Source organism: Flavobacterium ajazii, assembly GCF_010614725.1.
GTDB lineage: Bacteria > Bacteroidota > Bacteroidia > Flavobacteriales > Flavobacteriaceae > Flavobacterium > Flavobacterium ajazii.
Window position 1 is genome coordinate 340,312 of sequence record NZ_JAAEHL010000006.1, and the last position, 26,527, is coordinate 366,838.

Below are 26,527 nucleotides of genomic sequence, written 5' to 3' on the forward strand. Positions count from 1 at the left end.
AACTCGTTGGGGCATAAAACTTTAAATACACAGTATCTATGTATAGAATATTAACTGTTGATCAAATAATCTTTTACTTTTTGAACAAAAGGATACATTACCTGATCTTCCTTAAATGTTGGAATTATTTTTCGAACATCATCATACCATTTTTTAGAAACAGATGAAATTTTATCTTTTTGCTCTAAATAATCAATGGCCTGAACAATTGTAATTAATTCGATTGCCAATACTTCAAAAGCATTTTCGATCACTTTTGAGGTAATTACAGCCGAGTTTGTTCCCATACTTACAATATCCTGATTGTCGTTGTTGTTCGGGATACTGTGAACATACATTGGGTTTGATAACATCTGGTTTTCTGCAGTGGTTGAGGTTGCAACGAACTGAACACCCTGCATTCCGAAATTAAATCCTAAAGTTCCTAAGTTTACAAATGGAGGTAGTAACTCGTTAATTTTTGAATTAAGTAAATAATTCAATTGACGTTCTGCCAGCATCGTTAATTTGGTAATCACGATTTTCAGTTTATCCATTTCAAGCGAAATATAATCTCCGTGGAAATTTCCGCCGTGGTAAACGTGCTGGTTTTTTACGTCGATAATCGGATTGTCGTTTGCCGAGTTAAATTCATCTTCTAAAATAGAAGCTACATTATTAATAGTTTCTAAAACCGGTCCAAGAATTTGAGGAACACATCTTAGTGAATAATACTCCTGAACTTTTTCCTTGAAAATTTCTTCGGTGTTTTCACCAGAATACAAATGGTCTTCTCTTTTACGGATTAAAGTACTATCGGAAAGATTTTGACGCATTTTTAAAGCAATTTCCTGTTGTCCCTTATGACGTTTGGTTTGGTTTAATTCCTGAGAAAAATGATCATCATAAGCCTGAACCAGTTCGTTTATCGCACATGAGGCTTTTAATGACCAGTCTAATAATTTATTGGCATGATGAACATTGACAACACCAATTCCGGTCATAACTGAAGTTCCGTTGATCAAAGCCAGACCTTCTCTGATTTCTACCTGAATTGGTTTTAAACCTTCGATTGCAAAAACTTCCGGAGTTGGTCTTCTTTCTCCTTTATAAAAAACTTCGCCTTCGCCAATTAAAACTAAAGCTAAATGTGATAACTGAACTAAATCCCCACTCGCACCAACGCCTCCATGTTCGAAGATTAAAGGGGTGATATCTCTGTTTATTAATTCAGCCATTAAATGGATAACTGAAGGATGAACGCCAGAATTTCCTAATGATAATGAGTTTAAACGTGCTAAAATTGCTGCTTTTGCACAAACCGGACTTAAAGGTTTTCCTGTACCTGATGAATGGCTTCGGATTAAATTATATTGCAGCTGAATCTGGTCAGATTCTTTAATTCGATACTGAGCCATAGGACCAAAGCCTGTATTTACACCGTATATTACTTTGTTTCCTGAAAATTCTTTTAAGAAGCTGAAGCTTTCACTGATACGATCCAGTACCGAATCGCTAATGATAACTTTCTGGTTTCCAAATATAATAGCCTCAAATTCGGCTAAACTTAAATATTCATTAATTGTATTCATTAAACTCGTTTTGATTGCGCTAATTTAATTTTATTTATCAAAATAAATGTAGTTATTTTGATGAGGGCAAATGTAAGTTAATAAATCAGAACATTTCTTATTATGACAAAGGAGTTTGTAGACGTTTTAATCATTGGTGCGGGACCATCAGGATGTGTTTCGGCATCCTATCTTCATATGAACGGTGTTAAGATAAAAGTGGTTGAAAAAACAAAGTTTCCAAGACTGGTTGTTGGTGAAAGCCTTATACCAAGGGTTATGGACCATTTTGCGGAAGCTAAACTTTTTGAAAGTTTAGACGCCATGAATTTTGAAAAAAAGCTTGGAGCCCGTTTTATCAGGGGTGAAGAAATTTGTGTTTTTGATTTTAGTCAGAAATTTGGAGAAGGCTGGGACTGGACCTGGCAGGTGCCAAGAGCTGATTTTGATCATACAATGGCACAGGAAGTGATTCGAAAAGGGATTGATCTGGAATTTGAAACGGAGGTTCTGGAAGTATCTTTTGAAGGGAAAAATTCGAAAACAATCGTAAAAGACAAAGATGGAAATCTAAAAGAAATCCATGCAAAATTTATTATTGATTCCAGCGGATACGGACGCGTTTTGCCAAGACTTTTAGACTTGGATACACCTTCGAAACTGGATCCGCATTCTTCTATTTTTACACATGTAAAAGATATAAACAGAGAAGAAGGGGAAGAGGGAACACAGATTTCATTTGATATTCTGGAAACCGAAGTCTGGCTTTGGGTAATTCCGTTTTCGAATGGAAATACAAGTTTAGGAGTTGTGGGACCAACGGATTTTATCAATTCGCTTTCAGAAAATAAAGATAACGCCGAGGCTTTGCGAAATGCCATTCAGAAATCCGATTATTATATTAAAAGATTCAAAGGGACTGAATTTTTATTCGAGCCGGTAAAACTGGAAAATTATTCAAGAGCCGTAAAAAAAATGTACGGAGATGGTTTTGCCTTAACAGGGAACAGCTCTGAATTTTTGGATCCGGTATTTTCATCGGGAGTTGCTTTTGCAACAGAATCCGGAATGTTGGCAGCGAAATTATACTTAAAAGAATCACAGGGAATTTCTGTTGACTGGGAAGTTGAATTTACACAATATATGAAACGCGGTATTGCTGTTTTTACGACTTATGTACAGGAATGGTACACCGGAAATTTGCAGACACTGTTTTTCCATCAGCCTGAAAATCCTGAAGTAAAAGAAAAAATATGTTCAGTATTGGCAGGATATGTCTGGAATGAAGAAAATCCGTTTGTGAAGAAACATGATCATGTGATTAAAAATATGGCCTATTTATTAAATATGCAAAAAGAACAAAGCCCTGAATAATCAGGGCTTTTTTTGATTTTATTTATAAGCTTTTTTAGCTATAAGTTTTGATAATGATTTTGCAGTTTTAGCGTAACCTTCTCCAATTCGGGATTCATTGCTGAAATTGTTCCCCCATTGATCTCCAGGAGCTTCTTCACTTGTAATTTCCAACAAAACATTTGATTTATTTGCTGTTTCAACAAATTTTAAATTTGTCGTAACTTTTGCTGGCTGTTTCATGATTCCGGCATCCCATCCAGGAAAAACCCATACTGTTTTTACTATTAAGGTATAAGGAGTGCTTAATCCTTCCTGAAAATTCAAATCTTTTTTTTCTTTAGTTAATACGATATTAGCAATTTCTAAAAACTTAGGAGTCCATATTTGCTCCTTTGCTGCAATCCATTTTTTCTCCCAGAGGTTTCCGTTTCCTTTTGCCTTTTTGTCTAAATCGGCTTTGTGTTCTTCAACATACTGAGCTTCGGGTTTGTTTTCTTTCATCATAGTAAAACTACTATAATCAAATTCTACGTTAACTTCTTTTTGGTTTTTTAAAAAATCAAAATTTCCATTTACGACTTTCATGTCCTGAGCAAATGTAAATCCTGAAACGAATAACAATGCGAATACTATTTTTTTCATAATTAAGGATTAGTTTAGATTTCAAATGTAAATATTTTTTTAAGAAACAACCAGTTTTTTGGAGATTTGTGTCAATTTTTTTTAACAGGATTTATTGTCAATTTCTACTTATAAAGTTGAGTTTTACATTCCTTGTTTTTAGGGAATTTAGAAGGGAAAGTATAAAAATTAACTTTCCTTCTTCTAAATACATAAATCACTATTGCGTAATTTTGCAGGATGTATGCTTTAGTCGATTGTAATAATTTTTATGCTTCGTGCGAACGTGTTTTTCAGCCGGAATTCAACGGAAAACCTGTTGCGATATTATCCAATAATGATGGCTGTGTGATTTCAAGAAGCAATGAGGCTAAAGCAGTTGGAGTTCCTATGGGCGCTCCGGCATTCAAGATCAGGGAATTGGTAAAAGAAAAAAATATCAAATTGTTTTCGTCCAATTATCCTTTGTATGGGGATTTGAGTAATCGTGTAATGAAAATTTTAGAGCAGTTTACCCCAAATGTAGAGATTTATAGTATAGATGAAGCTTTTCTGAATTTTGATGGCCTGAATATTTTGGATTATCAGGATTACGGCCTGCAAATAAAATCCCGGGTGCAAAAATGGCTGGGACTTCCGGTTTGTATTGGTTTTGCCGAAACTAAGGCATTGTCAAAACTGGCTAATAAAATTGCCAAAGAATTTCACGACAGGACCCAAGGTGTTTACGTAATTGATACTGATGAAAAACGAATCAAAGCTTTAAAATGGACGAAGATTGAAGACGTTTGGGGCATTGGTTACCGTACAAAAAAGAAAGCAAAACTGCGAAATATTCATACGGCTCTTGATTTTATTAATCCTATCCATGAAGCGTGGATTAAGAAAGAAATGGGTGTAATTGGTCTTCGTCTGAAATGTGAACTGGAAGGCAAATCAGTTCTGGATTTAGAACCTTTACCAGAACAAAAAAAGAGTATAGCAACGACCAGAAGTTTTCCTAAACAGATTTCTGATTTTGATTTACTGCGTGAGCGTATCGTTACTTTTGCCTCTGTCTGTGCCGAAAAACTGCGTAAACAAAATTCCTGCTGTCATACGATTATCGTCATGCTGGTGGTTGATAAACATTCGATAAAATCATCCCAATATTATTTTAATAGAGCTGTAACGCTGCCATATGCGAGCAATTCGACTTTGACCATTTCGAATGTGGCTATCGAAATGCTGAAGAAATTGCACAAAGAAAATGAAGGCATCCGGTTTAAAAAAGCGGGTGTTATAGTGACAGAATTGATCGATGAGGATAAAAAGCAATTTCAGTTGTTTGAAGAAGAAAATCCAAAACATCTGGCTTTAATGAAAGTGATGGATCAGCTGAACACTAAAATAGGAAATCGGAAAGTAAAACTGGCGACGCAGGATCTTGAGCGGACATGGAATATGAAACAAGATCATTTATCCCCTAAATATACTACTGATTTTAATAAACTATTGGAAGTAAAATGTCTCTAAAAAAAGAACAAAAACTGACCTTTTTTCAGCCTGATTTCGAAAGTGAAATCAGGATTCCTTATATAAAAGAAGGTGTTTCGGCCGGTTTTCCGTCGCCGGCAGCAGATTTTATGGAAACCAGTATTGACCTGAACAAAGAATTAAGTGAAAATCCGCTGGCTACTTTTTACATCAGGGTCAAAGGCAATTCGATGATTGATGCGGGTATTAACGACAAAGATGTTTTAGTAGTTGACCGAAGTCTTGAACCGCAAAACAATAAAATTGCGATTTGTTTTATTGATGGCGAGTTCACCGTAAAACGCATTCAGGTCGAAAAAGACTGTTTGTACCTCATGCCCGAAAATCCGGATTACAGCCCCATAAAAGTTACTGAAGAAAACCAACTGATTATTTGGGGGATGGTTACTTATGTGATTAAAAAAGTCTGAAACCAAACGAATTCAGCTTCAGACTTTTTATAATTTGAAAAATGTATTTTACCAGAACTTAGTCTGTTTATTAGCTATTTTTTAATGGTAGATAAAATGAGAAAATATTTATTCAATCAGCATATATGGGCTTGTATATTCATCCTCGGGTTTGTAGTTTATTCCTTTATAAACAATAGTTTCTGTTTTTAGAGTTTTGTCGATTTTGTATAAAATACCGTCCTGACGTAAATAATAATAAAAATCTTTTGTAGCTTTTATTCCGCCTATGATTTCGTTGTTAAAAAGAAACTTTTTTCTTTTTAGGTCGCCATTTTTTGCATTATACACCGCTATGCACGAGGAAGTATTTGCAATAACTTCTTCATCTATTATTTCTAATGATTTCAGTACTCCAACTTTGTCATTCATTATATCATGAAGATCCTGATCTTCTCTTATATTCTTATTAACCAGAGCGACATCCGTTGGGGACTGCCAATTGATAACAGGTATAGTTGTTAACCATTTCATTTTTCCTGTTTTTTTATCAATACCAATAATATGTTCCGCATCCCCCAATACAATTAGTTTTTCTCCCGCAGTAAGATTGGTTAATGTGTTGATATTAGTATCTGTAGTCACATTAGCATTAGTGTTCTCGTCGTATTGTGTGTCGCTTATATAATTATTTACTTCAAATTGCCATTTCGTGTTTAATTCCTGATCAAGACAAAAGGCATTTCCGTTTTCATCGACAACAAAAATTTCTCCATCACTTACCACTGGCTCATGCGGTAACGGATTAACAAACTTTAGGTTGGTAATAAATTGTCCATTTTTTGCATTTACAGCACAGAGATTATAGCCGGCGTTTACAATAACTTTATCCTCAATAATAGTTGGCGATACAAACACTTTATTTTTTACGTCATATACCCAATTTGGCTGCATTGTTTTTGAATTAATAGATTTTACTTTTCCATTCAAATTAGAAAAAATAAAATCACCCTCATACACAAGCGGGTATTGCGAAAACATAAAAAGTGATGGACTCTCAGGTATAGACTCTTTCTCTTGATATTTTTTTATAACCTTGCCTGTCTGTCTATCAAAAACAATTATTTGGCCGTTTTCATACGATTTTATTATTGTATTGTCTTCAATTTTAAAATAGGAGTCACTTCGGGTGTCTTCTATATTTTTTATGTTTTGCCAATTGCATTTTCCGGTTGCTAAATCTATGCTGTATAGGTTTCCGTTATTGGTTGTGAGAAATAATGTAGTGTTTTTTGAAACGTCTTTCTGTGCACAAGAAAATAAAAACACAGAAAGAGTTATAATTGTTATTTTTAGTAGTAATCTGTTCATGTCAATTTGATAATGGGGGTGGTTGTAAATTTATTTTTTCTGATTATGTGTCATGAAAAAGTTGTGTCAAAAAATCTCAAAACGAGTATTCTCTTTTATACCGCAAAATCTTATATCTAAAACAATTTCTTCTTCTGTTTTTGAATTTTCCAAATACAAAGCAGGCATTCTATTTAACCTTTTCAAAGTTGCTAATCTGTTATATGCTGAATATTCAATATAAACATTATCTTCGATTGGCATTGCTTTAAAGCCATCTTCCAACTCACCTAATATTTTTGAAATTCTATTTTTGGATTCCTCTGAATTTAGATACATTGCGATAGCTGCATTTTTTTCTTTCTTCGCTAATTTTTCTGTAAATAACTTATAATCTTTGTTATTCAACGCATTAATTATTTTTTCGCATTCTTGGATTAAAGCTTTTTTTAAATCGAAGTTCACGTCTTTTAAGTCCACTCCATTTTGCCATGCATCTAATTTATAGGATACATTAGCCATAAAAACACTTTTATGTATAAGTAAAGGAATCTTTTCAACAGGAGCAGTTTGGAAATTTTCAAATTGCTGAACAAATTGAAAATCTCCAGAACTTACATCATATTCTATAACTTTATATCTTACATAAGCTTCTTTATGAAGTTCTTTGCCTCCTGATAGAGGCAAGACTCTAATTTCTATATTTTGTTGGCCTTTTTCTAAAATTCCACTATTTATAGGAATATCCATTGATGCTTGTCCGTCTACATTTAAAGAAAAAACACAAACATCATTTATTAGCACTTCAAAATAACACATCAAGGCACTGCAATCTAATTCGTAATATATCTGTTTCATATTTTTAATTAAAACGACTTTTTAATATCTCTAATACATCAAAAGCATTAGGATTCTCTTCTAATATTTTTTTTATTGTTTCAGGATTATTGCCCTGATCAGGATTTAGTTTAATTCCTTTTTTTAGAATAGTTACTTCTGTCGAAATGAATCTATTTTTATCATTATTGTAATATTCAGTATTTTGCGTTATGTAAACTAATTGATTCCCTTTTTTGTCATCCCACAAATATTGGGATTGAATATGATTGTCTTTATCATATATGTTTTCTAATAAAGGTTTCCCTAATTTAGTTTTTATATATTTTAATAAATTTTCCCCCTCATTTTCATTTTCAATTTTAATGATTAAGCCAGATAATTTATTGTTTTTAAAATTATCAACATAAAGGGACAAATTGCTAGTGTATTTGATTAAGCTATTTTTTGCATTATCTTCAATTGCTAATTTTGAGATATTTACATTGCCATATTTAAAATCATCAATATCTTTAGTTACATAAGCAACAAAACTATATCTGATGTTTTCATCTTTTTCAAATCTTGTTGTATCTTTAATTATTGATGAAATATCAGAACCGAATTTTAATGTTTCTAGATCCGTTTGAGAGTTGCAGGATGTTATCATTATAATAGTTGTAAGTAATAATATAAAATTTTTCATTGTTGTTTTAATTTTTAATTAATGGAATATTGGCACTTATATTAAATAATTCTTCTAATTCTTTTATGACATCAAACGGAGGAATAACATCTTTGATGGTTCCATCTGCGATGGTATATTCACCTTCTTTAGTTTCTTCAACAGACTTTTTGTCTTTGACGATTTTCATTGCAAGTGCGACACTTATTTTAACAATATATTTTGCATCCATTCCGTCAAAGCCTAATTTAGGTCTATAATAAAGTCCTTTATCATCATAAGTTATTCCGTGTCCAAAAGTTACAGATGCTTCCGCACTTGCAGAAGCCTCAAAGTAGGCTTTAACTTTAATGATTACAACAGCTGCTTCTCCTTTTATTTTTACACCTACTTTTAATTCTACCTTTAATTTATTTTCTGCCTTTAATTCAAATTTTGAATCTTTGGCTTTTCCTGCAGTATGAAATTTAAAATCAGCATCAATAGTAATGGTATTAGTGATTATTAAATCCATATAAATATCGACACTAGCACTTAATCCGTTTTTTTCATTACCTACTTTTATTCCTTCTTTTAGTTTACCTTGAATTGCATTATATAATTTAAGAACCCCAGGTCCTAAACCAAAAATCTCTCCTCCGATAAAAACAATTGCTCCCAATAAATCAATTGTAACTTCCAACCCAATAAGAGGTTTTGCGTGTAGTCCTATTGCTACATCTGTTCCTATTATTTTCTTGTTATCTTTAGGATGGCTTAAAAACCAGTTTCCTGTAAACGATAAATTGGGTGGTTTTACAATAAAACTTGCGGGAATACTCTTTGATACTTTATCGCTTATTGTTCCTTTTGTTTTATTTGTTACACCATCTGCAAATGCTCCAATAGAGGCAAAGAGATCGTAAAATTTTTTGAATTTAGTGTCGTATTTTTGTTTTAATTCTTTAGTTTGTTTGTCGTTATCCCATTTTGCTTTTAAACTAAATCCAAAAGAAGCATCTTTTTGTTTCCATCTTCTTTCAGCACCAATTTTACCTGATTTCTTTTGTAATTCCTTAACATCAAATTCATTTTTGTTCTGCCATTTTACACTTAAATCATTAGTTAAATTTAAGAAAAATTCAAAAGCCCATTTTATATCCGGATATGCTTTTAATAGTATTGTGGTATTGGCATCATTTGAAAAATAGCGACAGGAATGAACATGTATAGAATAATTATTTGCGGAATCCATACTTTTTTCAACACTTGCAATGTTAGTCAAATTGTACTTTGGCCAAATGTATTGTAACGGAGCAGGGTTCAGCCACGACAAATCTGATTGAACAGGAAAATTCAATTTATTGGTAACTTTATTTATTGGGGTACTATACTCAGTTGATTTTATTATAATATTTTTCTTGTGTACATTTTTAAGACATGCCTTATTTTGATATTCTGTAATATCTATCGTAATATCTTGAATATGACTTGGAGCAATAGTTTCATAAACTATGGTTTGAGCATCGTGCCCAATAGAGTCAAACGAAATATCCACGCGACGATTTTCAATATATTCTTTTTCGCTTTTATGTTTTATATTATCACGCCCTTGTTTGTCATCTGTTGGATTTACTTCACCACGACCTGTAGATATTATTCTGCGGGAATCTAAACCGCCATCAACAAAAATCTTTTTTACGGCATCACTTCGCTGTTGTGATAATTTTTGGTTGTACTCTTCTTTACCAATTACGCAGGCATGGCCATCAATTTTGATTGTCGAGTGCTCTGATCCCAATAAATATTGTAAAACATTATTGAGGGTAGTTTTGGCATCAGGTGTTATTTCATATTTTTCAAAATCAAATAAAATAGTTTTATTAATTGGTGTTTTTGGGCTGGATACTATGCCTAGATTTTGACCATTATTAAAAAGCAGTGTTGTTTTAGTAGGCTCAGTTAAACTAATGGTTTCAAACTTGCACAATTCATGTCGTACTTTATTTGTTTCCGGCTCACCGTTTTTTAAAGGAGATAAATTTGCAGGAGGTTTTACTTCATGAGAAACAGTTTGTTTCTTGATTCTTAAAAATGTAGCATGATCCTTAAGGTTTTTTTCATCGGTAATATAAACCTTTGCAACAGGGTCATAAATTTTTACATAAAATTGTTCTGTTTCTTTTATTCCTTTTATTGTTGTACTCCATGAATAGGTATTTTTAATTTCCAGATTTATTTCACCATCAATGACTTCTACCCCATGGATTGTACGAATTACAGGGTCAGTCTTGAAATCAAGATGCCTGAAAATTTCAATTTTTATATTTTTATGCCCATTGAGTCCTTCTGTATTTAATTTCAGAAATACACTTTCTCCGTATGAGAAAAAATATTTTTTACGAACATCTTCACCATCTTGTGTCTGAGACCATTTACTGCTTATTAATTTAGCAGGCGTAGAACCAAATATAAGTAAGCCGGTTACATTTTGAAAATCTCTTTTCCCGGAAAGACTAGCTTCCAGATAATATTCAAAAGGCCCACATAAATGTTTTGGAATGTTTACCTCAAAAGGGTTATCGGCTGCTAACGTTAACTGCCTCACAATTATTTGTTTTTTTCGATCCTGAAGTATCCATGTCATGCTCTTTTTTTTCTCTTCTTTCGTGGTACCATCGTACCATAAATCGACTTCAAAGCTCACAACTCCATCAGGATGAACAGCTACTTTTTTATTAGGAACAGATTGTGCGCTTATTACTTTTCCTTTTCCTGTCCATTTTATTCTTTTAACACCTTTTGCCATTTAGTAAAAATTAATTGTTAAAAATTAGACCTTCATGTTTTGCTTCCTTTGTATACATATCCCTAACATCCACCATTGGGTTTACAAGATTATGTACCATGGGCTCGGCATTTTTAAAATTTTGTTCGCCGGGCTCTGCTGTTTGTCCGTGGTCTGTAATTTCGATACAATCCGGAGCACCCATAGGGCAGGTTGCTTTACTGTTTTCGAGAAGTATTTTGCCCTGATTGCTAAGGGTTACATTTTCATAAAAACCGCTCCATTTTGTTATTTGTGCCTGACAAGGCAAAAAACTATTTCCCGCAGGTTGTTTTTTGCATTTTCCAAAAGTGTTTTTTTCTAAAGTCTGCCCAATTTCTTTAGTAGTAGCAATTAGTTTTTCTGATGCTTCTTTATCATTTCCAAAATGTTTTTTGTGTGATTTGACCTTAATTTTATCCGTTTTTGAAGGGTCTTCACTAAACTTGCATTTGCAGGTAGCCCCCTGGACTACAAAATGTTTTTCGCTCATAATTTAGGTTGTTTAAAATTGCCACCACTTTTTTTGAGGCTGGGTTTCTTCAATAAATAATTCCTGTTTCGGCGTTGCGCTGATTTCTTTGCGCTGATTTAAGTTAGAGATCGAAACCGAGTATTGCTGCGGGACATCGAGTTCTAAATTGCAGGATATAAAAATGCTCTCGGGAATATAATCTTCTGGGTTTAAAAAATATTTTGCCCTGTAGCTGCCAACAGCTTTTTGCTCAGAATATTCTTTTACGGGTATTTGCAGGTCGTTTTCAAAGTCAGTTTTGGTGCGGTCATCACAGAGTTTTCCGTTTATGTCCAGCACTAAAAAGTTGTCAATATCCAGACGATCGTCAATTTTTTGATCGACCAGATATTTTATATTTTCAGTTTTGGCAATAAGAGGGAAATCAATTTCTTTCTGAATCGATAATGAAGGCGGATATTGCGTATGGATTCCGTTAAAAAATGCATTGAGAAACCAGTCTTTTGAAAGGGAGAGATATAAGGTATCGCTGTCTTCTAAATTTCTGTCGTAAATAGACAGGTATTTTTCGACATGATCTCCTTCATAATATTTGAGGATTTGTTTTTTGGTTTCCTGCCAGCGTTCTTCAATTTGGTTAAAGTTATTAATGTAAACCCATTTTCCGTTTTGATCAACTACAACCAATAAAGGGTATAGGGCAGCAGAAGCCTTTTCGGCAATTTCTTCGGCCATAGTGCTGACGGCGGTATCATTGATATAAATATTTCCAATACGGTTAACTTCAAAAAAATAATAGCCGTTTTCGTTTTTTGCTTTCCATTCCACATTAATTTCCTGTTTTATGGTATGCGTTTCTGATCCGTTTTCTATGGTATACAGTACACCATATGAGTTGCTGACTTGTGCATTATTCAAAGAGATTTTGAAAGGAGTGTCATTAAAAACTACTTTTTTACGGTTTTTTTCTTTTTCCTCATCAGAAAGTTCTATTTCGGGAGGCGGTAAAATGAGGTATTCAAGCCAGGATGGAAAATCAGCTTCTATCAAATCCTGTAAAGGACAAAATTTGTTATGGTAAGCTCTAAGGGCATAAGTATCAATACCTAAGTTATAAGCGACACTCACTAATGTATCGCCTTTTTTAATGGTATAGGTTAAATAATCCTTATAAGAAGGCTCGGGAATATAAGACATATATTTTTTGACATTTGGGCGATCAAATATATGTTTTTTCTTTCAAATTATTTGTATGATGTAAAAAAAAGACTGCCTTTTTAAAGCAGTCTTTAATTTGAATTTTATGGAAAAAATATGTTTTTACCAGAATTTAGCATATAAAGCTAAAATAACTAATATCGTTATTACGATTAAAACCATTGTCTGTGGTTTTACAGAGAACATTCCAGGCTCTGTTTCAAAAGCTTTAGGGTTAACTTTTGGTCCTGCAAAACTCATTGCTACCATTACAAGCGTTGTGAACAAGAATGATAATCCCATACAGATATGGAATGGAATTTCGTATACAGGAACACCATCTATAACTTTTCCGGTTGGCCATGCAGTATATAATAAAGTTTCGTTTCCAAACAATGCAGGAGCATATTCGTTGAATAATACTGATAACACGAATCCTAAAATTACACCTACAATAGCTGCAGCTCCTGTAGTTCTTTTCCAGAACATACCAAGAATAAACATCGCGAATACTCCTGGACTAATAAATCCGGTGTATTTTTGGATAAAGGTAAACCCTCCTTCGCCACCAATTCCAAGAACATCATTCCATGTAAATAAAACAGCCAGAAGCATCGATGCGAAAACCGCATATCTTCCGATGTTTACCTGATGTCTGTCACTTGCATTTTTCTGAATGTATTTTTTGTGAACGTCTAAGGTGTAAATTGTAGAGATACTGTTTACTTTACCGGCTAATGAAGCTACGATAGCTGCTGTTAAAGCTGCAACAGATAATCCTTTAAGACCTGTAGGAAGGAATGTTAACATGGCAGAATAAGCTCCGTCTTTTCCTCCAACCAATTGTGGTAAGGCATCATTTTGGTATAAAACGTAAGCAGCAATACCTGGTAGCATTACGATAAGAGGCATTAATAATTTCAAGAAACCTGCGAATAAAATACCTGTACGTGCAGTTTGTAAATCAGCACCCAATGCTCTTTGAGTAATATACTGGTTACATCCCCAATAGTTAAGGTTGATGATCCAGATACCTGCTAAATACGACATTAATCCAGGAAAAGTTAAATATTTGTCAATTTCCAATTGAGAAGAATTCGCTGCCGGTCTGTCAATTATCATTTTGAAGTGCTCTGGTGCTTTTTCCATCAATAGATTGAAACCTGCAAGAACATCTTTTCCAAAACCAAAATGTTCTGCTACAACAGTCAAAGCGATATATGAAGTAACCAAACCTCCAATAATTAAAACTGCTACCTGAATAACATCGGTATACGCCACCACTTTCATACCTCCCAAAGAGATAATTAAAGCAAAAACAGCCAGACCGACCATAATAACATGCAGATATCCACCACCTGCTAAACCATCAATAGCAACCGCTCCTAAGTATAAGATAGAAGTAAGATTTACAAATACATATAAAAACAACCAGAAAACCGCCATTATCAAAGCCGTTGATTCGTTATATCTTGTTTTCAAAAACTGGGGCATGGTATAAATCTTGTTTTTCAAATAAACAGGAATAAACCAAATTGCAATAATAATCAATGCAATAGCGGCAATCCACTCGTAAGCAGCAACTGCAATCCCCAGGAAGAAGCCCTCACCACTCATTCCGATAAATTGTTCTGCTGAAATGTTTGAAGCAATTAATGAAGCTCCAATCGCCCACCATGTAAGTGTTCCTTCTGCAAGGAAATAAGCCTTAGCATCGTGTTCGTTTTTTTCGCGTTTGCGATAGATGATGTATCCGTAAATGGACACAACGAGAAAATAAATAATAAATACTGCATAATCTGCAAAAGCAAGGTTTTGGCTCATTTGTTAGTAATATTTGAAATTAATATTAAGTGATTTTTGTAAAGTTTTAAATTTTGTATTGGTTAAAAATGTCAAAAATAATTTATTATGGTTGCGAAACTAAGTAATTTATTTTTTTAATTTGAAAAAAATACGATATGTATTTAAATTTGGCTATTTTATTAAAAAATTGAAAATCAAAAGTAAAATAAAAATAGTTATTGGCAACACAAATAAATGTATTCTTTACATTTATAACAAAAAGATGTTTCTGTATTTAATTTAAAACTTTTTATTGTCTTATTTTTTGTTCCCATTTCCAGGCACTGCCAATGGCTTCGTCAAGTGTCAGATGGGTTTTCCATCCCAGGACATTATTGGCTTTGTCTGTATTGGCATAAGCTTCGGTAACATCACCTTCTCTTCGGTCTACGATTTTATAAGGCAATTTTTGTCCGCTTGCTTTTTCAAAAGCATGGATTACTTCAAGTACAGAACTTCCGGTTCCGGTTCCTAAATTGAAAATCTCCAGTTTGTCGGTATTTGTTTTGCTGATTAATCTTTGCAATGCAATTACGTGTGCTTTTGCCAAATCGACTACATGGATATAATCACGAACGCAGGTTCCGTCAGGAGTAGGGTAATCATTTCCGTAAACGGATAATTCTTTTCGTAGTCCAACACCCGTTTGTGTAATAAATGGTACTAAATTTTGCGGAACACCAAGTGGCAATTCGCCAATTTCGTTTGATTCGTGTGCACCAATTGGGTTAAAGTAACGCAATAAAATAGCATTCAGGTTACTTACTTTAGTTACATCTGTAATGATTTCCTCGCCAATTTGTTTGGTGTTTCCGTAAGGAGACATTGCCGGTTGAATAGGAGTTGATTCTGCGATTGGCATCTTTTCGGCCTGACCGTAAACAGTACAGGAAGAGCTGAAAATAAAATTTGCCTCTGGTTTTTGCTGTAATTCCTGAAGGATATAAACCAAAGAATTTATGTTATTTTCATAATACAGCAAAGGATTCTGAACACTTTCTCCTACAGCTTTGGAAGCCGCAAAATGGATCACACCTTTGATATCTTCGTATTTTTTAAAGAAATTCTGAACAGCAGTTTTATCTCTTAAATCAATTTGTTCAAAAAGTGGTTTTTTACCTGTAATTCTTTCGATACCGTCTAAAACTTCAATTGAAGAATTAGAAAGATTATCAATTACGATTACTTCAAAATTTTCGTTTTGTAATTCTACAACGGTGTGTGAGCCGATAAAACCTAACCCACCTGTAACGACTATTTTCATTTTATTTGTTTTTATAATGTATATCTGAGAGCTCTCTTAAAACGGCAGCACTTTTTTCAGGAGTAATGTCACGTTGTGATTCGCCTAACATTTCGTATCCTACCATGAATTTTTTTACGGTAGCAGAACGCAATAGAGGCGGATAAAAATGCATGTGAAACTGCCATTCTTCATGATCTTCTCCGTCTGTAGGAGCCTGGTGAATTCCTGAAGAGTACGGGAAAGAAGTATTGAAAAGGTTATCGTACTTGGTAGTCAGCTGTTTCAGGATTGTGGCATAAGACGTCACTTCATCTGCTGTAAAATCGGTGATTTTTGTAATGTGTCTTTTGCTGATGATCATGGTTTCGTATGGCCAGATTGCCCAAAACGGAACCAGTGCTGCAAAATGCTCATTTTCGATTACGATGCGTTCTTCCTTACTTAATTCAGCTTTAAGATAATCCTGTAAAAGATTTCGGTTGTTTTTGCTGAAATAACTTTTTAAATTGATTTGTGTCTTTTCAACCTGTGTAGGCAAAGAAGACTGAGCCCAGATTTGCCCGTGCGGATGCGGGTTGCTGCATCCCATAACGCTTCCTTTGTTTTCAAAAATCTGTACGTGGTTGATGTAGTCAATACTGCCCAGATCGGTATATTCTTTTTGCCAGGTACGGATAATATTTTCGATACCGTCAACTTCCATTTCTGGTAAAGTAAGGTCGTGCCTTGGCGAAAAACAAACTACTCTTGAAATTCCTCTTTCCGGCTGTGCTTTAAAGAAAGTTTGTCTGATGTCGTCTTCAAACATGATTTCATCCTGCTTCATCGCAGCAAAATCATTTTCAAACACAAACGAACTTTCGTAATTAGGATTGTTCACACCATTAGCGCGTACATTTCCCGGACATAAATAGCAGGTCGGATCGTATTTTGGTAATTTTTCAGTAGAAATAGTTTCATTCTGACCTTGCCAAGGTCTTTTTGCACGATGAGGTGAAACCAAAACCCATTCGTTTAGCAAAGGGTTATAACGTCTGTGCGGATCTTCGTTAATATCAAAATTTCTCATTCTTAATTTGTCGTGGTATAAAGTGATGTTCCGTTTGAGATCTTCACATCATAAATTTTTAAATCAATTCCAAATGTATCAAAATAAAGACTAGTAAACGCTTCTTTAATTCTGTTTTCGTGTCCTTTTTTGATTAAAGTTATAGCACAGCCTCCAAAGCCGCCTCCCATTAGTCGGGATCCGATTACACTTTCTTCTTTTTTTGCCAGTTCTACTATAAAGTCTAATTCAGCACAGCTAACTTCATAATCTTTTGATAAACCATCGTGAGTATCAAAAAGCAATTGTCCTAAGAGTTCAATATTTCCGTTATCCAGAGCTTCACACGCCTGAGTAACACGCAAAATTTCTTTCACTACAAAATGAACTCTTTTAAAAACAACTTCAGACATTTTATCTTTAAGACTTAAAACCTGTTCTTCAGTACAATCTCTGAACGTTTTGATTTCAGGAAAATGGTTTTTGATAATGGAAAGCCCTTCTTCACATTCTAATCTTCTGTTGTTGTATTCAGATGTAAAAAGAGAGTGTTTTACATTACTGTCAAACAAAACCAGTGAATAATCTTTGAAATCAGCATTGTGATATTCAAATTCTAATGTATTGCAATCTAATTTTATTACTTTATTTTCAAGTCCGTGAACGCTTGAAAACTGATCCATAATACCGCAATTAATACCAACCCAGTGCTCAGCTTTTTGTCCCATCAGGGCAACATCAACTTTCTCAATTTTTAAACCGAATAATTCTTTGATTCCGAAAATCATTCCGCATTCCAGAGCAGCCGATGATGATAACCCAGAACCAACCGGAATATTACTGCTGAAAACGCAGTTGAAACCTTCGAAAGAAAAACCATTATCCTGCAATTGTTTGATAACACCAAGGATATAATTTGTCCAGACCACATCGCTTAATTGAATTTCCTGAGTCAGATCAACTTCAAATTCTTCATTCAAATCAATGGCGATAATTTTTGAGGTTTTCGAATTGCTTTTTTCAAAGGCAAAGCAGATGATTTTATCAATTGCAGCAGGTAAAACATAACCGTCATTATAATCGACATGTTCACCAATAATATTGATTCTTCCAGGAGAAAGTACAATTTTTTGAGGCGTTGTTCCGAATGATTTCTCAAAAAAAGCAGTGGTATTCTGTATTAAAATCTCGTTCATTATTTTTAATTTTCTGTGTTGTTTTTGGTATAATTTCTATTTTATATTCTCGAATTTATAAATGGTCGTCTGCTGGTATTCGTCTCCCTTTTTTAAAACTGAATTAGGAAAATGTGCCTGATTTGGTGCGTCAGGGAAATTTTGGGTTTCAAAACAAATTCCGCTGACAGGAGTGTAATTTACGTTTTCTTTTCCTTTTAAAATATTAAAACAATTTCCACCCACATATATATGTACGCTAGGCTGATCTGTATAAACGCTCATCTTTAAATTGTTTTTCGGACTGAATAACTGAGCAGCGATTTCTACATTTGAATTAACAACAAACGAATTGTCTATAGAAGCCGGACAGTTTTTTGTAGTTCTGAAATCAAAATTATGCCCGTCAAGAGCAGTGAATTTTCCGGTTGGGATATTATCACTATTTGTTTCCAGCATTTTATCAGCATCGATAAACATTTCCTGATCCAGTACATCCGAATCATGACCGTTAAGGTTAAAATAACTGTGGTGGGTTAGATTTATAACGGTATCTTCTGTAGTCGTGGCTTTATATTCGAGTTTTAATTCGTTTTCTTCCGTTAAGGTATAGGTTAAGAAAACCTGTAATTCACCGGGATAATTTTCTTCTAAATTTTCACTGATCAGATGAAAAGTTACAGACTGGTCTGTTAGATCAGTAACATCCCATATTTTTTGACCAAAACCAATATTTCCTCCGTGCAAAGCGTTTCCGTTATTGTTTCCGGCCAGTTCAAATGTTTTGTCGTTTAAAGTAAAACGACCTTTATTGATACGTCCGGCATAACGTCCGACAGTTGTCCCGAAATATGGAGCACTCGGTAAATTATAGGATTCAATATAAGAATTAGGATTGTCAAAACCCAAAACAATATCTGTGAGATTTCCATAAGAGGAAGGAACTTGTAGTGATGTTACAGTCGCACCATAGTTGGTAAGCAGGACTTTCATTCCGTTATTATTAGTCAGTTCAAAAGAATGGATTTCTTCCTTATCAGGAGATAAACCAAACAATTTGAAATTAGAGTGATTCTGGAAATGCGATATATGTTTTAATTTCATGTTATTTTTATCAAAAGTGAAAATTCAAAATTATATTTATTTCTGCTTTTTGCATACCAGTACCTACCAGTTTTTTGTATATTGCAAAAAAATCTTTTTCTATGAGTATCATTTCGATTCAAAATAATCTGGGTCTGCCAAAATATAAACAGATAATTCTTTCAGTTGAAAAAGCAATTGATGAAGAGAAACTGAAAAAAGGAGACAGGCTTCCGTCTGTAAACAAAGTCTGTCTGGCTTTCTCCTTATCGCGTGATACCGTGCTGCAAGCCTACGATGAACTTAAAAAGCGGGGGATAATTTACGCCATTCCGGGTAAGGGCTATTACGTTAAAAGTATTGAAACCAGTATCAAACAGAAGATTTTTTTACTTTTTGATGAGCTTAATATTTTTAAGGAAGACATCTATAATTCATTTTTAAAAAGTATTGGAAAAAACGTTCAGGTTGATATTTTTTTCCATCATTTTAATGTTCCGGTCTTCAAAAAACTAATAAATGACAGTAACGGGAATTATACCAAATACATCATTATGCCGACCAACCTGACGGGTATAGTTGAGACCATAAAAACCCTACCAGTAAACGAAGTGATTATTCTGGATCAGACAAATCCTGACTTAAAAATGTATCCTGCCATTTATCAAAATCACCAAAAAGATATTTTTGAAGGGCTTTTTAAAGGAAAATCAAGACTGGGCAAATACAAAAAACTTATTTTAATTTTCCCAGGTTTCCGTGAGCCGTTAGGAATGAAAACAGGATTTGAAAATTTTTGTACAGAACATAATTTTGATTATGAAATCATTACACAATTTACCGATCATGTAATAGCAATTGGTGATTTATATGTGATTCCAAATGATCGTGATCTGGTTGGAGTAATCGAAGAAGCCAGAAATCACAATCTGAAATTAGGAACCGATTTTGGCATTATTTCGTATAATGAAACTTCTTTGAAAAAAGTTGTGGCAAACGGAATTGCGACTATTTCAACCCATTTTGAAGACATGGGAAAAATACTGGCCGATATGGTTCTTAAAGGGAAAAACGAGCAAATAGAAAACAAATCTTCGCTAATTATGCGAAATTCACTTTAAGATTCTGTTGAATTAAAAGAAAAGGGTTTAACTGCGATTAGAACTCAATCAAAATTTTGTTTTTTACTATGATTCCTTTAGTTTTGGAAAAAAAAACAATGAAAGTATTTGATGTAGCCATCATTGGAAGCGGTCCGGCTGGAGCTTCTGCAGCTTTTGAATTATCGAAAAGCGGAATTACGACTGTCATAATTGAGAAAGAAATTCTGCCAAGATATAAAACGTGTGGTGGTGGCCTGGTGCACAGAGGAAGGATAAATATTCCTTTTGATGTTTCATCAGTTGTTGAAAAAGAATTCTACGAAGTTGATACTTATTTTTCAAACACAAACATCAAGCTTACGACAAAAAGAGACAAGCCCATCATTAGCATGATTATGCGCGATGCTTTTGATAATCTGATTGTAGAAAAAGCAAAAGAAAACGGCGTTACTCTTTTACAAAATCATAAAGTTACCAGTATCACTTTTGGTGAAAATCAAACAATTCATACTTCTGAGGGCGATATACAGGCAAAATTTATTATCGCCGGTGATGGAGCTTTAAGTCCCATAGCCAAAATGGCAGGATGGGAAGAAACCCGAACAGTTATTCCGGCTTTAGAATATGAGATAGAAGTTCCTCAGGCTGATTTTGAAAGATTATCAAAAAATGTCCGTTTTGATGTTGATGCAATTCCGTCCGGTTATGGCTGGTGTTTTCCTAAAAAGAATCACTTATCTGTAGGCGTTTGTATTTTAACAAAAGCGAACCAAAAGATTGATTTGAAAAAATATTACGCAGCCTATTTAAAAACGTTGGGAATTACAGAAATTGTAAAAGAAGATGCCCACGGATTTGTAATTCCGGTTTCTCCAAGAACGGATTCTTTTGTTCGAAAAAATGTTTTTTTAATTGGCGATTCAGCAGGATTTGCAGATCCTGTACTCGCCGAAGGTATTTCAAACGCCATATTAAGCGGAATTTTAGCAGCGCAATCCATTATAGAAGGTAAACTTGATCCTGTGCGATCTTCAGAACTGTATCATGAAAAATTAGAAAACGGTATTTTACCCGAAATAAAAGCCGGGGTTACTTTGGCCAAAATTTTCTATAGCAAAAAAATATTGCGCAACTTTATCGCCAAAAACTACGGTTCTCTTTTAGCGAATGCCATGACAGATATTTTTATGGGGGCCAGAACGTATCCTAAAGATTATAAAAAGACTATACGTGAAAAAATTAAAGGGGCTATTTTTTAATTAAAAGAGTTCTCCAGTTTTAATTAAGTTCAGAATTCATTTCAAAATCAAAAAGAAAAAAACTGAAAGTTAGACCTTTCAGGATTTTTCTTTTTGATAACTCATCCAAAAAAAAGTAAGCATGTCATAAATTCCGTAAAATGAAAATATTTTATTTAGCAATATGAGCGACTTATTTATTCAAAAGCAAATCAATTAGCAAGTATGTAACTATATAGAAAAACAGAAAGTTTTTGACTCTTTGAAATTATAATTAACATTATTTTTTTAGATAAAATTTATTAACACGTTGTAATCTAAATGCATATTATGAAATTTTAAACATTTTAATACTTTTTTGTTAACAATTAACAAGGTATTTTTTATTAATTAGTATGATTTTCACAATTAATCTTTTAATATTAATTTACATCAATTATGAAAAAAATAATTGCATTTATTTTTTTATGCTTTTCTCAATATGTTATAAGTCAGGCTCAATTAAACCCTAAACTACCTGAAATTATTTCAGCATCGCCAGAGGCATCTGCACTAGGACAATACGGCAGTACACCTATAAATCTATCTTCGGGGCAACTAAATATTTCTATACCTATTTACACCATTAAAGTGGGAGAGTTTGAATACCCTTTAACGCTTTCCTATAATTATAATGGTTTTAAACCCGATACAGATCCTACAATGGTAGGTATGGGATGGACAGCAAACTTTGGGGGAGCAGTTATTAGACAGCTACAGGCAGTTGAAGATGAAGCTTTTGGAATTGGTTACTTCACTACAGGAAAAACCTACGAAAATCTAGAAAACTTATCGACAATGAATCGGGTATATGCTTTGCAACAGGCTTTAGATTTAGGTTTTGATTATCGACCTGATAATTTTATTTTGAATACTTCAACCATAAATGGAAACTTTAGATTTAACACAGATAAAGTGCCAATTTTCTCTGAGCATAAAAACTATAAAGTGAATTTGACTTTGGGAAATATGAAAATAACAGATGATAAGGGAATTTTATATGATTTTAATGATCCCGAAACCACAGAACTAACCCAATGGCAAGGTGATATACAATCAACACAGACAAGTGCTTTTATGTTGAGCGAAATTAAGCTCCCCTCTAATGATTCTGTAACATTTGAATACGATGGATATATTAGTTCACATATTTATATGGATAAATATAAAGAAACTAAAAATAATTTTAAAAGCTGGCGCGCTGAACCTAACATTGATCTACCTATGAATGATGGGGGAATTTATAAAGCCAATATTAGCAGTGATATTATTCTTGGAAAAATAATTAAAAAAATTAATTTCCCCGGTGGTTATATAATTTTTGATCAATTAAAAGAAAGTGTTTCTGCCGAAACATCAACTATTAATTTACCAGCAGGGAATACTGAAAGAATTAAATTAAATTCAGTCCGCATTTATGATTCAAATAATGTTTTGCTGCACAAATATGAATTTGAATACTTTGCAAATACGGGATATTATTACTTTTTGAAATCCATCAAGAGATTAGATAGTAATAATTTGAAAAAAGATTTTTATGATTTTGAATATTCTAATTTAGAATATATTCCTTATAAAAGAATTTCAGGTGATAAAGTTGATTTATGGGGGTTTTACAATGAAACAGCTTTTAATGACTCAGATGTTATTGCTTCTACTTTACCGTCATTTGAGAAAACCAAAATTGGAGCATTAACAAAAATAACATATCCTACAAAAGGGAATACTACTTTTGTATATGAACCACATCAGGTTAAAAGAATAGAAACAGGATATTACGATCCTGCAAATCAGGCTTATGACTCTTTAGAAACAGTAGAATTATCTTCACAAGACTCGCCAAATGATTGTGATGAAAATATTAAATCAATTAATATACCTTTTGATCAATATGCTAAGATTACATTAGAAGTTGATGTTACAGCAAATAAAACTTGGGCGAAAGCTGCTTTAAAAACTAATGCCCAAGAAATAGAAAACTTAACTAAATCACAGGAATACTTGCAATTACAAAACGCAAGTAATTATCATTTTGTAGATGAGCGTTTAATATGGATTGCTGCCGGGGCTTATCAGATATCCGCAGAATTATGTGAAATAGCCTTAGGTCTTGGGACAGGCAACCATTTTGCAAAAACTACAATTGAATATCGGAGTACACCATATACAAGTTCTATAAATCCTGTTGAAACTAATATTAATATAGGAGGTATCAGAATATTTCGTACAGTAGATCATGCAGATAATGCAGTTGATATTGTAAAAGAGTATAAATATTGTGAAGACATCAATAGCTTAAAATCCAGTGGCTATTTGATGCAACCCAATCCCGGATTCATCTCATCTGAACAAGCTAAGGGAGAAATTTATGCAAAAGATTGTAACTTTGCCCTTGATGGGGCCGTCTTTTACTCAAATATGCGGAAGTGGGCAACTTATGATTCAAAAGTAGAACATTATCGTCCCGTTACCCCATTAACATCCTTAGGCAGTCATGTATTATACACTAATGTACAAGAAATAAACAATAATGCGTCTGTAGGAAAAACAGATAATGAATTTAAAATATATGTGCCTGTAAATGTAAATCCAGTATTCCCAACATTATTATCTGAAGATGTTGATTTCAAAAATGGCAAACTGTCCAAAAAAAGATTGTTTGAATGGGATGAGCAATCAGATAGCTGTGTTTTAAAGCAAATTACAGAAAATGAATATCAAGAAATTCGTATACATCCTACTGTAAATCCTTCATTTGACTGCCAAATTAAAAGATATCCTGAAGATATTACTTATATAGATGAAAATGGCCAGACATATAAAGACACTAGATTAAGCCGTGTATTAATTAGCGTTGTAAAACATGAAGCTAAAAAATACCAATTAGATGGCATTTATGAAGAATTAAATGAAAAAGGCGGGAAAATCAAAACCCAAAAATTATACAATTATTATTCAGATACTGGATACCCTTCAGAAGAAATTACAAATGATAGTAAGGGAAATAAGATAATAGAAAAATATTATTATCCGCACAATAAATCAATTTTATCAGGATTAAATAACCAACAAGAAACAGCTATTGATAGTTTAAAGTCACGAAACATAGTTGCCAATCCAATCCAGATTGAAAAAATAAAAAATACTCAAGAAGATGTTTTATTATCAAAATCTACACAAAGAACAAATTATAAAATTTGGCCTAATGATATGGTGCTTCCAGAAGCTATACAGATTTCCAAAAATAATGAGATTCTTGAAGATCGAATTCAATACCATAATTATTATGCTAGCGGAAATTTAAAAGAAGTTTCCCAAAAGGATGGTGTCCATATAATTTATTTATGGGGATACAACAATCAATATCCTATCGCAAAAATTGAAAATGCAACAAATTCACAAATTGCTTCCGCTTTAGGCGTATCAAATCTCGACAGCATCAATGAGTCAAATCTGTCTGCCATCAATGCTTTAAGGACGTCACAGCCTAATTCAATGATCACGACATATACTTACAAGCCCCTTGTAGGCATGAGCACTATGACAGACCCTAAAGGTTATACTATCTATTATCTATATGATTCTTTTGGACGATTAGAATTCACAAAAGATGCGTTGGGCAATATCCTTTCTGAAAACAAATACAATTATAAACAATAACCAAAAGTAATATGAAAAAAATACTAAACCTGCTTTTGGTTTCATTTCCAATTATAGCAGCAAGCCAGACCCAAACCGAAAATTACATCAAAACAACAACTTACAAAGAGCCTACAGCCAGCAGTATTACAAATCCTACAGCTTTAGAAGCCAGCCAGAGTATCACTTATTTCGATGGCTTAGGACGCCCTATTCAGCAAGTAGCCCACCAACAATCGCCAGCGGGAAAAGATATCGTAACGCCCATTGAATATGATGCTTTTGGACGTCAGCCTAAAGACTATTTGCCTTATGCATCTAGTGCAGCTGCTTCCCTCAATTATAAAACGACCGCACTGACCGATGTTGGTATATTTTACAATACAGCAACATACGAGAGTACACTTAACCCCTATTCTCAAAAAGAATTTGAAGCCTCACCGCTTAATAGAGTAATGAAACAGGCCGCACCCGGAAATGACTGGAAGCTGGGCAATGGCCATGAAATAAGATTCGAGTATCAAACCAATAGCAATGCTGATCATGTCAGACGTTTTGGCGTTTCTTTCATTGGAGGTAATACAGAGAATCCTTATCTGGAAGATGAAGGAATTTATGATCCTTCAGAATTATACAAAACCATTACCAAAGATGAGAACTGGCAATCGAGTCAAACCTTTCCTAACAACCACACCACAGAAGAATTTAAAGACAAGCAAGGGCGTATTATTTTAAAACGGACTTTTGATGCCGAAAAATGGCATGATACCTATTATGTGTATGATGATTTTGGAAACCTGACTTATGTGTTACCTCCTAAAACACTCACTTATAGTCTCGTGCAATCTATAGCAGGACAAACATATTTGCTTGATACAAATAAGGATGGCATAAGTATCCTTGTAAGTGGGGGATATAGTGAAGTCTATATTGGCCAGTTTGCCCATCAAATAGGCAAATTCATATTGAATTTGTTTGCTGATGGGTTTACCAGTGATAAATTAAAATCAGGAAAAATAGTTGATTTAAATTTTACTCCTAATTTGCCTAATATGTCTTTAGGCGATTTTATGGTACAGGATATTTACGGAAACATGGTAGTGGGGGGAATTGCTTATATTCAGGATGGTGATTTGTATATTAGTTCAACAGGTGTTGATATGTACCCAAATTCTGACGGCTATTTTCAATTCGAAATAGTAAGGAATCTTTCGGACTTTCAATCTTCTTACGCTCCGGGATTGGACAGGACCACTCTAAATGATTTGATCTATCAATACCGTTATGACAAACGCAACAGGCTTATAGAAAAAAAGCTTCCGGGCAAAGA

General features: G+C 33.7%; 20 protein-coding genes. 7 read left to right on the forward strand and 13 right to left on the reverse strand.

Annotated elements, in window-relative coordinates; genetic code table 11:
- Positions 1–50: 50 nt before the first annotated feature.
- Positions 51–1,571, reverse strand: coding sequence for an HAL/PAL/TAL family ammonia-lyase (locus tag GWR14_RS13385; RefSeq protein WP_163409581.1), 1,521 nt, complete (start codon positions 1,569–1,571; stop codon positions 51–53).
- 102 nt (positions 1,572–1,673) lie between these two features.
- Between GWR14_RS13385 and GWR14_RS13390 the strand changes: the two genes are divergently transcribed.
- Complete coding sequence (locus GWR14_RS13390; protein WP_163409582.1) at positions 1,674–2,924, forward strand: NAD(P)/FAD-dependent oxidoreductase; 1,251 nt, start codon at positions 1,674–1,676, stop codon at positions 2,922–2,924.
- A gap of 18 nt (positions 2,925–2,942) precedes the next feature.
- Here the strand turns inward: GWR14_RS13390 and GWR14_RS13395 are convergent, their stop codons facing one another.
- On the reverse strand, positions 2,943–3,548 hold the full coding sequence (locus tag GWR14_RS13395; protein ID WP_163409583.1) for a hypothetical protein: 606 nt from the start codon (positions 3,546–3,548) through the stop codon (positions 2,943–2,945).
- A 219-nt stretch (positions 3,549–3,767) separates the two neighbouring features.
- Here GWR14_RS13395 and GWR14_RS13400 point away from each other — a divergent pair, with 219 nt between their 5' ends.
- Entirely contained in the window at positions 3,768–5,042 is a 1,275-nt protein-coding gene (locus GWR14_RS13400; protein WP_163409584.1) for a Y-family DNA polymerase, read from the forward strand.
- The gene (locus GWR14_RS13405) at positions 5,033–5,473 is read left to right on the forward strand and encodes a LexA family protein (RefSeq protein WP_163409585.1); all 441 of its coding nucleotides are present in this window, start codon (positions 5,033–5,035) and stop codon (positions 5,471–5,473) included. The genes GWR14_RS13400 and GWR14_RS13405 overlap by 10 nt, the downstream gene beginning before the upstream one ends.
- A 108-nt stretch (positions 5,474–5,581) precedes the next feature.
- Here GWR14_RS13405 and GWR14_RS13410 read toward each other — a convergent pair whose 3' ends face one another.
- The 11 genes from GWR14_RS13410 to GWR14_RS13460 all read right to left on the reverse strand — a co-directional run bounded on the left by GWR14_RS13410 (position 5,582) and on the right by GWR14_RS13460 (position 19,199).
- Positions 5,582–6,823, reverse strand: a complete 1,242-nt coding sequence (locus GWR14_RS13410) for an outer membrane protein assembly factor BamB family protein (RefSeq protein WP_163409586.1) — start codon at positions 6,821–6,823, stop codon at positions 5,582–5,584.
- Positions 6,824–6,889: 66 nt separating this feature from the next.
- Positions 6,890–7,660 carry a hypothetical protein gene (locus GWR14_RS13415; RefSeq protein ID WP_163409587.1) on the reverse strand — a complete coding sequence of 257 codons (771 nt, stop codon included), beginning with the start codon at positions 7,658–7,660 and terminating at the stop codon, positions 6,890–6,892.
- A gap of 4 nt (positions 7,661–7,664) precedes the next feature.
- The gene (locus tag GWR14_RS13420) at positions 7,665–8,324 is read right to left on the reverse strand and encodes a hypothetical protein (RefSeq protein WP_163409588.1); all 660 of its coding nucleotides are present in this window, start codon (positions 8,322–8,324) and stop codon (positions 7,665–7,667) included.
- Positions 8,325–8,331: 7 nt separating this feature from the next.
- On the reverse strand, positions 8,332–11,091 hold the full coding sequence (locus GWR14_RS13425) for an OmpA family protein (RefSeq protein ID WP_163409589.1): 2,760 nt from the start codon (positions 11,089–11,091) through the stop codon (positions 8,332–8,334).
- 10 nt (positions 11,092–11,101) lie between these two features.
- Positions 11,102–11,602, reverse strand: coding sequence for a DUF4280 domain-containing protein (locus GWR14_RS13430; RefSeq protein WP_163409590.1), 501 nt, complete (start codon positions 11,600–11,602; stop codon positions 11,102–11,104).
- 12 nt (positions 11,603–11,614) lie between these two features.
- A complete protein-coding gene (locus GWR14_RS13435; RefSeq protein ID WP_163409591.1) occupies positions 11,615–12,781 on the reverse strand; it encodes a peptidoglycan-binding protein LysM in 1,167 nt (388 codons plus the stop codon).
- A 123-nt stretch (positions 12,782–12,904) separates the two neighbouring features.
- Positions 12,905–14,605, reverse strand: coding sequence for a sodium/sugar symporter (locus GWR14_RS13440; RefSeq protein WP_163409592.1), 1,701 nt, complete (start codon positions 14,603–14,605; stop codon positions 12,905–12,907).
- A 271-nt stretch (positions 14,606–14,876) separates the two neighbouring features.
- On the reverse strand, positions 14,877–15,890 hold the full coding sequence (galE, locus tag GWR14_RS13445; protein ID WP_163409593.1) for a UDP-glucose 4-epimerase GalE: 1,014 nt from the start codon (positions 15,888–15,890) through the stop codon (positions 14,877–14,879).
- A gap of 1 nt (position 15,891) precedes the next feature.
- The gene (locus GWR14_RS13450; RefSeq protein WP_163409594.1) at positions 15,892–16,941 is read right to left on the reverse strand and encodes a UDP-glucose--hexose-1-phosphate uridylyltransferase; all 1,050 of its coding nucleotides are present in this window, start codon (positions 16,939–16,941) and stop codon (positions 15,892–15,894) included.
- A 2-nt stretch (positions 16,942–16,943) separates the two neighbouring features.
- A complete protein-coding gene (gene galK, locus GWR14_RS13455; RefSeq protein WP_163409595.1) occupies positions 16,944–18,116 on the reverse strand; it encodes a galactokinase in 1,173 nt (390 codons plus the stop codon).
- Positions 18,117–18,152: 36 nt separating this feature from the next.
- Positions 18,153–19,199, reverse strand: coding sequence for an aldose epimerase family protein (locus GWR14_RS13460; RefSeq protein WP_163409596.1), 1,047 nt, complete (start codon positions 19,197–19,199; stop codon positions 18,153–18,155).
- A gap of 101 nt (positions 19,200–19,300) precedes the next feature.
- Here GWR14_RS13460 and GWR14_RS13465 point away from each other — a divergent pair, with 101 nt between their 5' ends.
- From GWR14_RS13465 to GWR14_RS13480, 4 genes are all read left to right on the forward strand, one after another.
- Positions 19,301–20,299, forward strand: coding sequence for a GntR family transcriptional regulator (locus tag GWR14_RS13465; RefSeq protein WP_163409597.1), 999 nt, complete (start codon positions 19,301–19,303; stop codon positions 20,297–20,299).
- Positions 20,300–20,367: 68 nt separating this feature from the next.
- Positions 20,368–21,540: a geranylgeranyl reductase family protein gene (locus GWR14_RS13470; RefSeq protein WP_246236321.1), complete on the forward strand. Its 1,173-nt coding sequence runs from the start codon at positions 20,368–20,370 to the stop codon at positions 21,538–21,540.
- A 417-nt stretch (positions 21,541–21,957) separates the two neighbouring features.
- A complete protein-coding gene (locus GWR14_RS13475) occupies positions 21,958–25,218 on the forward strand; it encodes a hypothetical protein (RefSeq protein WP_163409598.1) in 3,261 nt (1,086 codons plus the stop codon).
- A gap of 11 nt (positions 25,219–25,229) precedes the next feature.
- Positions 25,230–26,527, forward strand: a 1,298-nt coding sequence (locus GWR14_RS13480; protein WP_223150973.1) for a DUF6443 domain-containing protein, incomplete at its 3' end; no start/stop codon positions are given.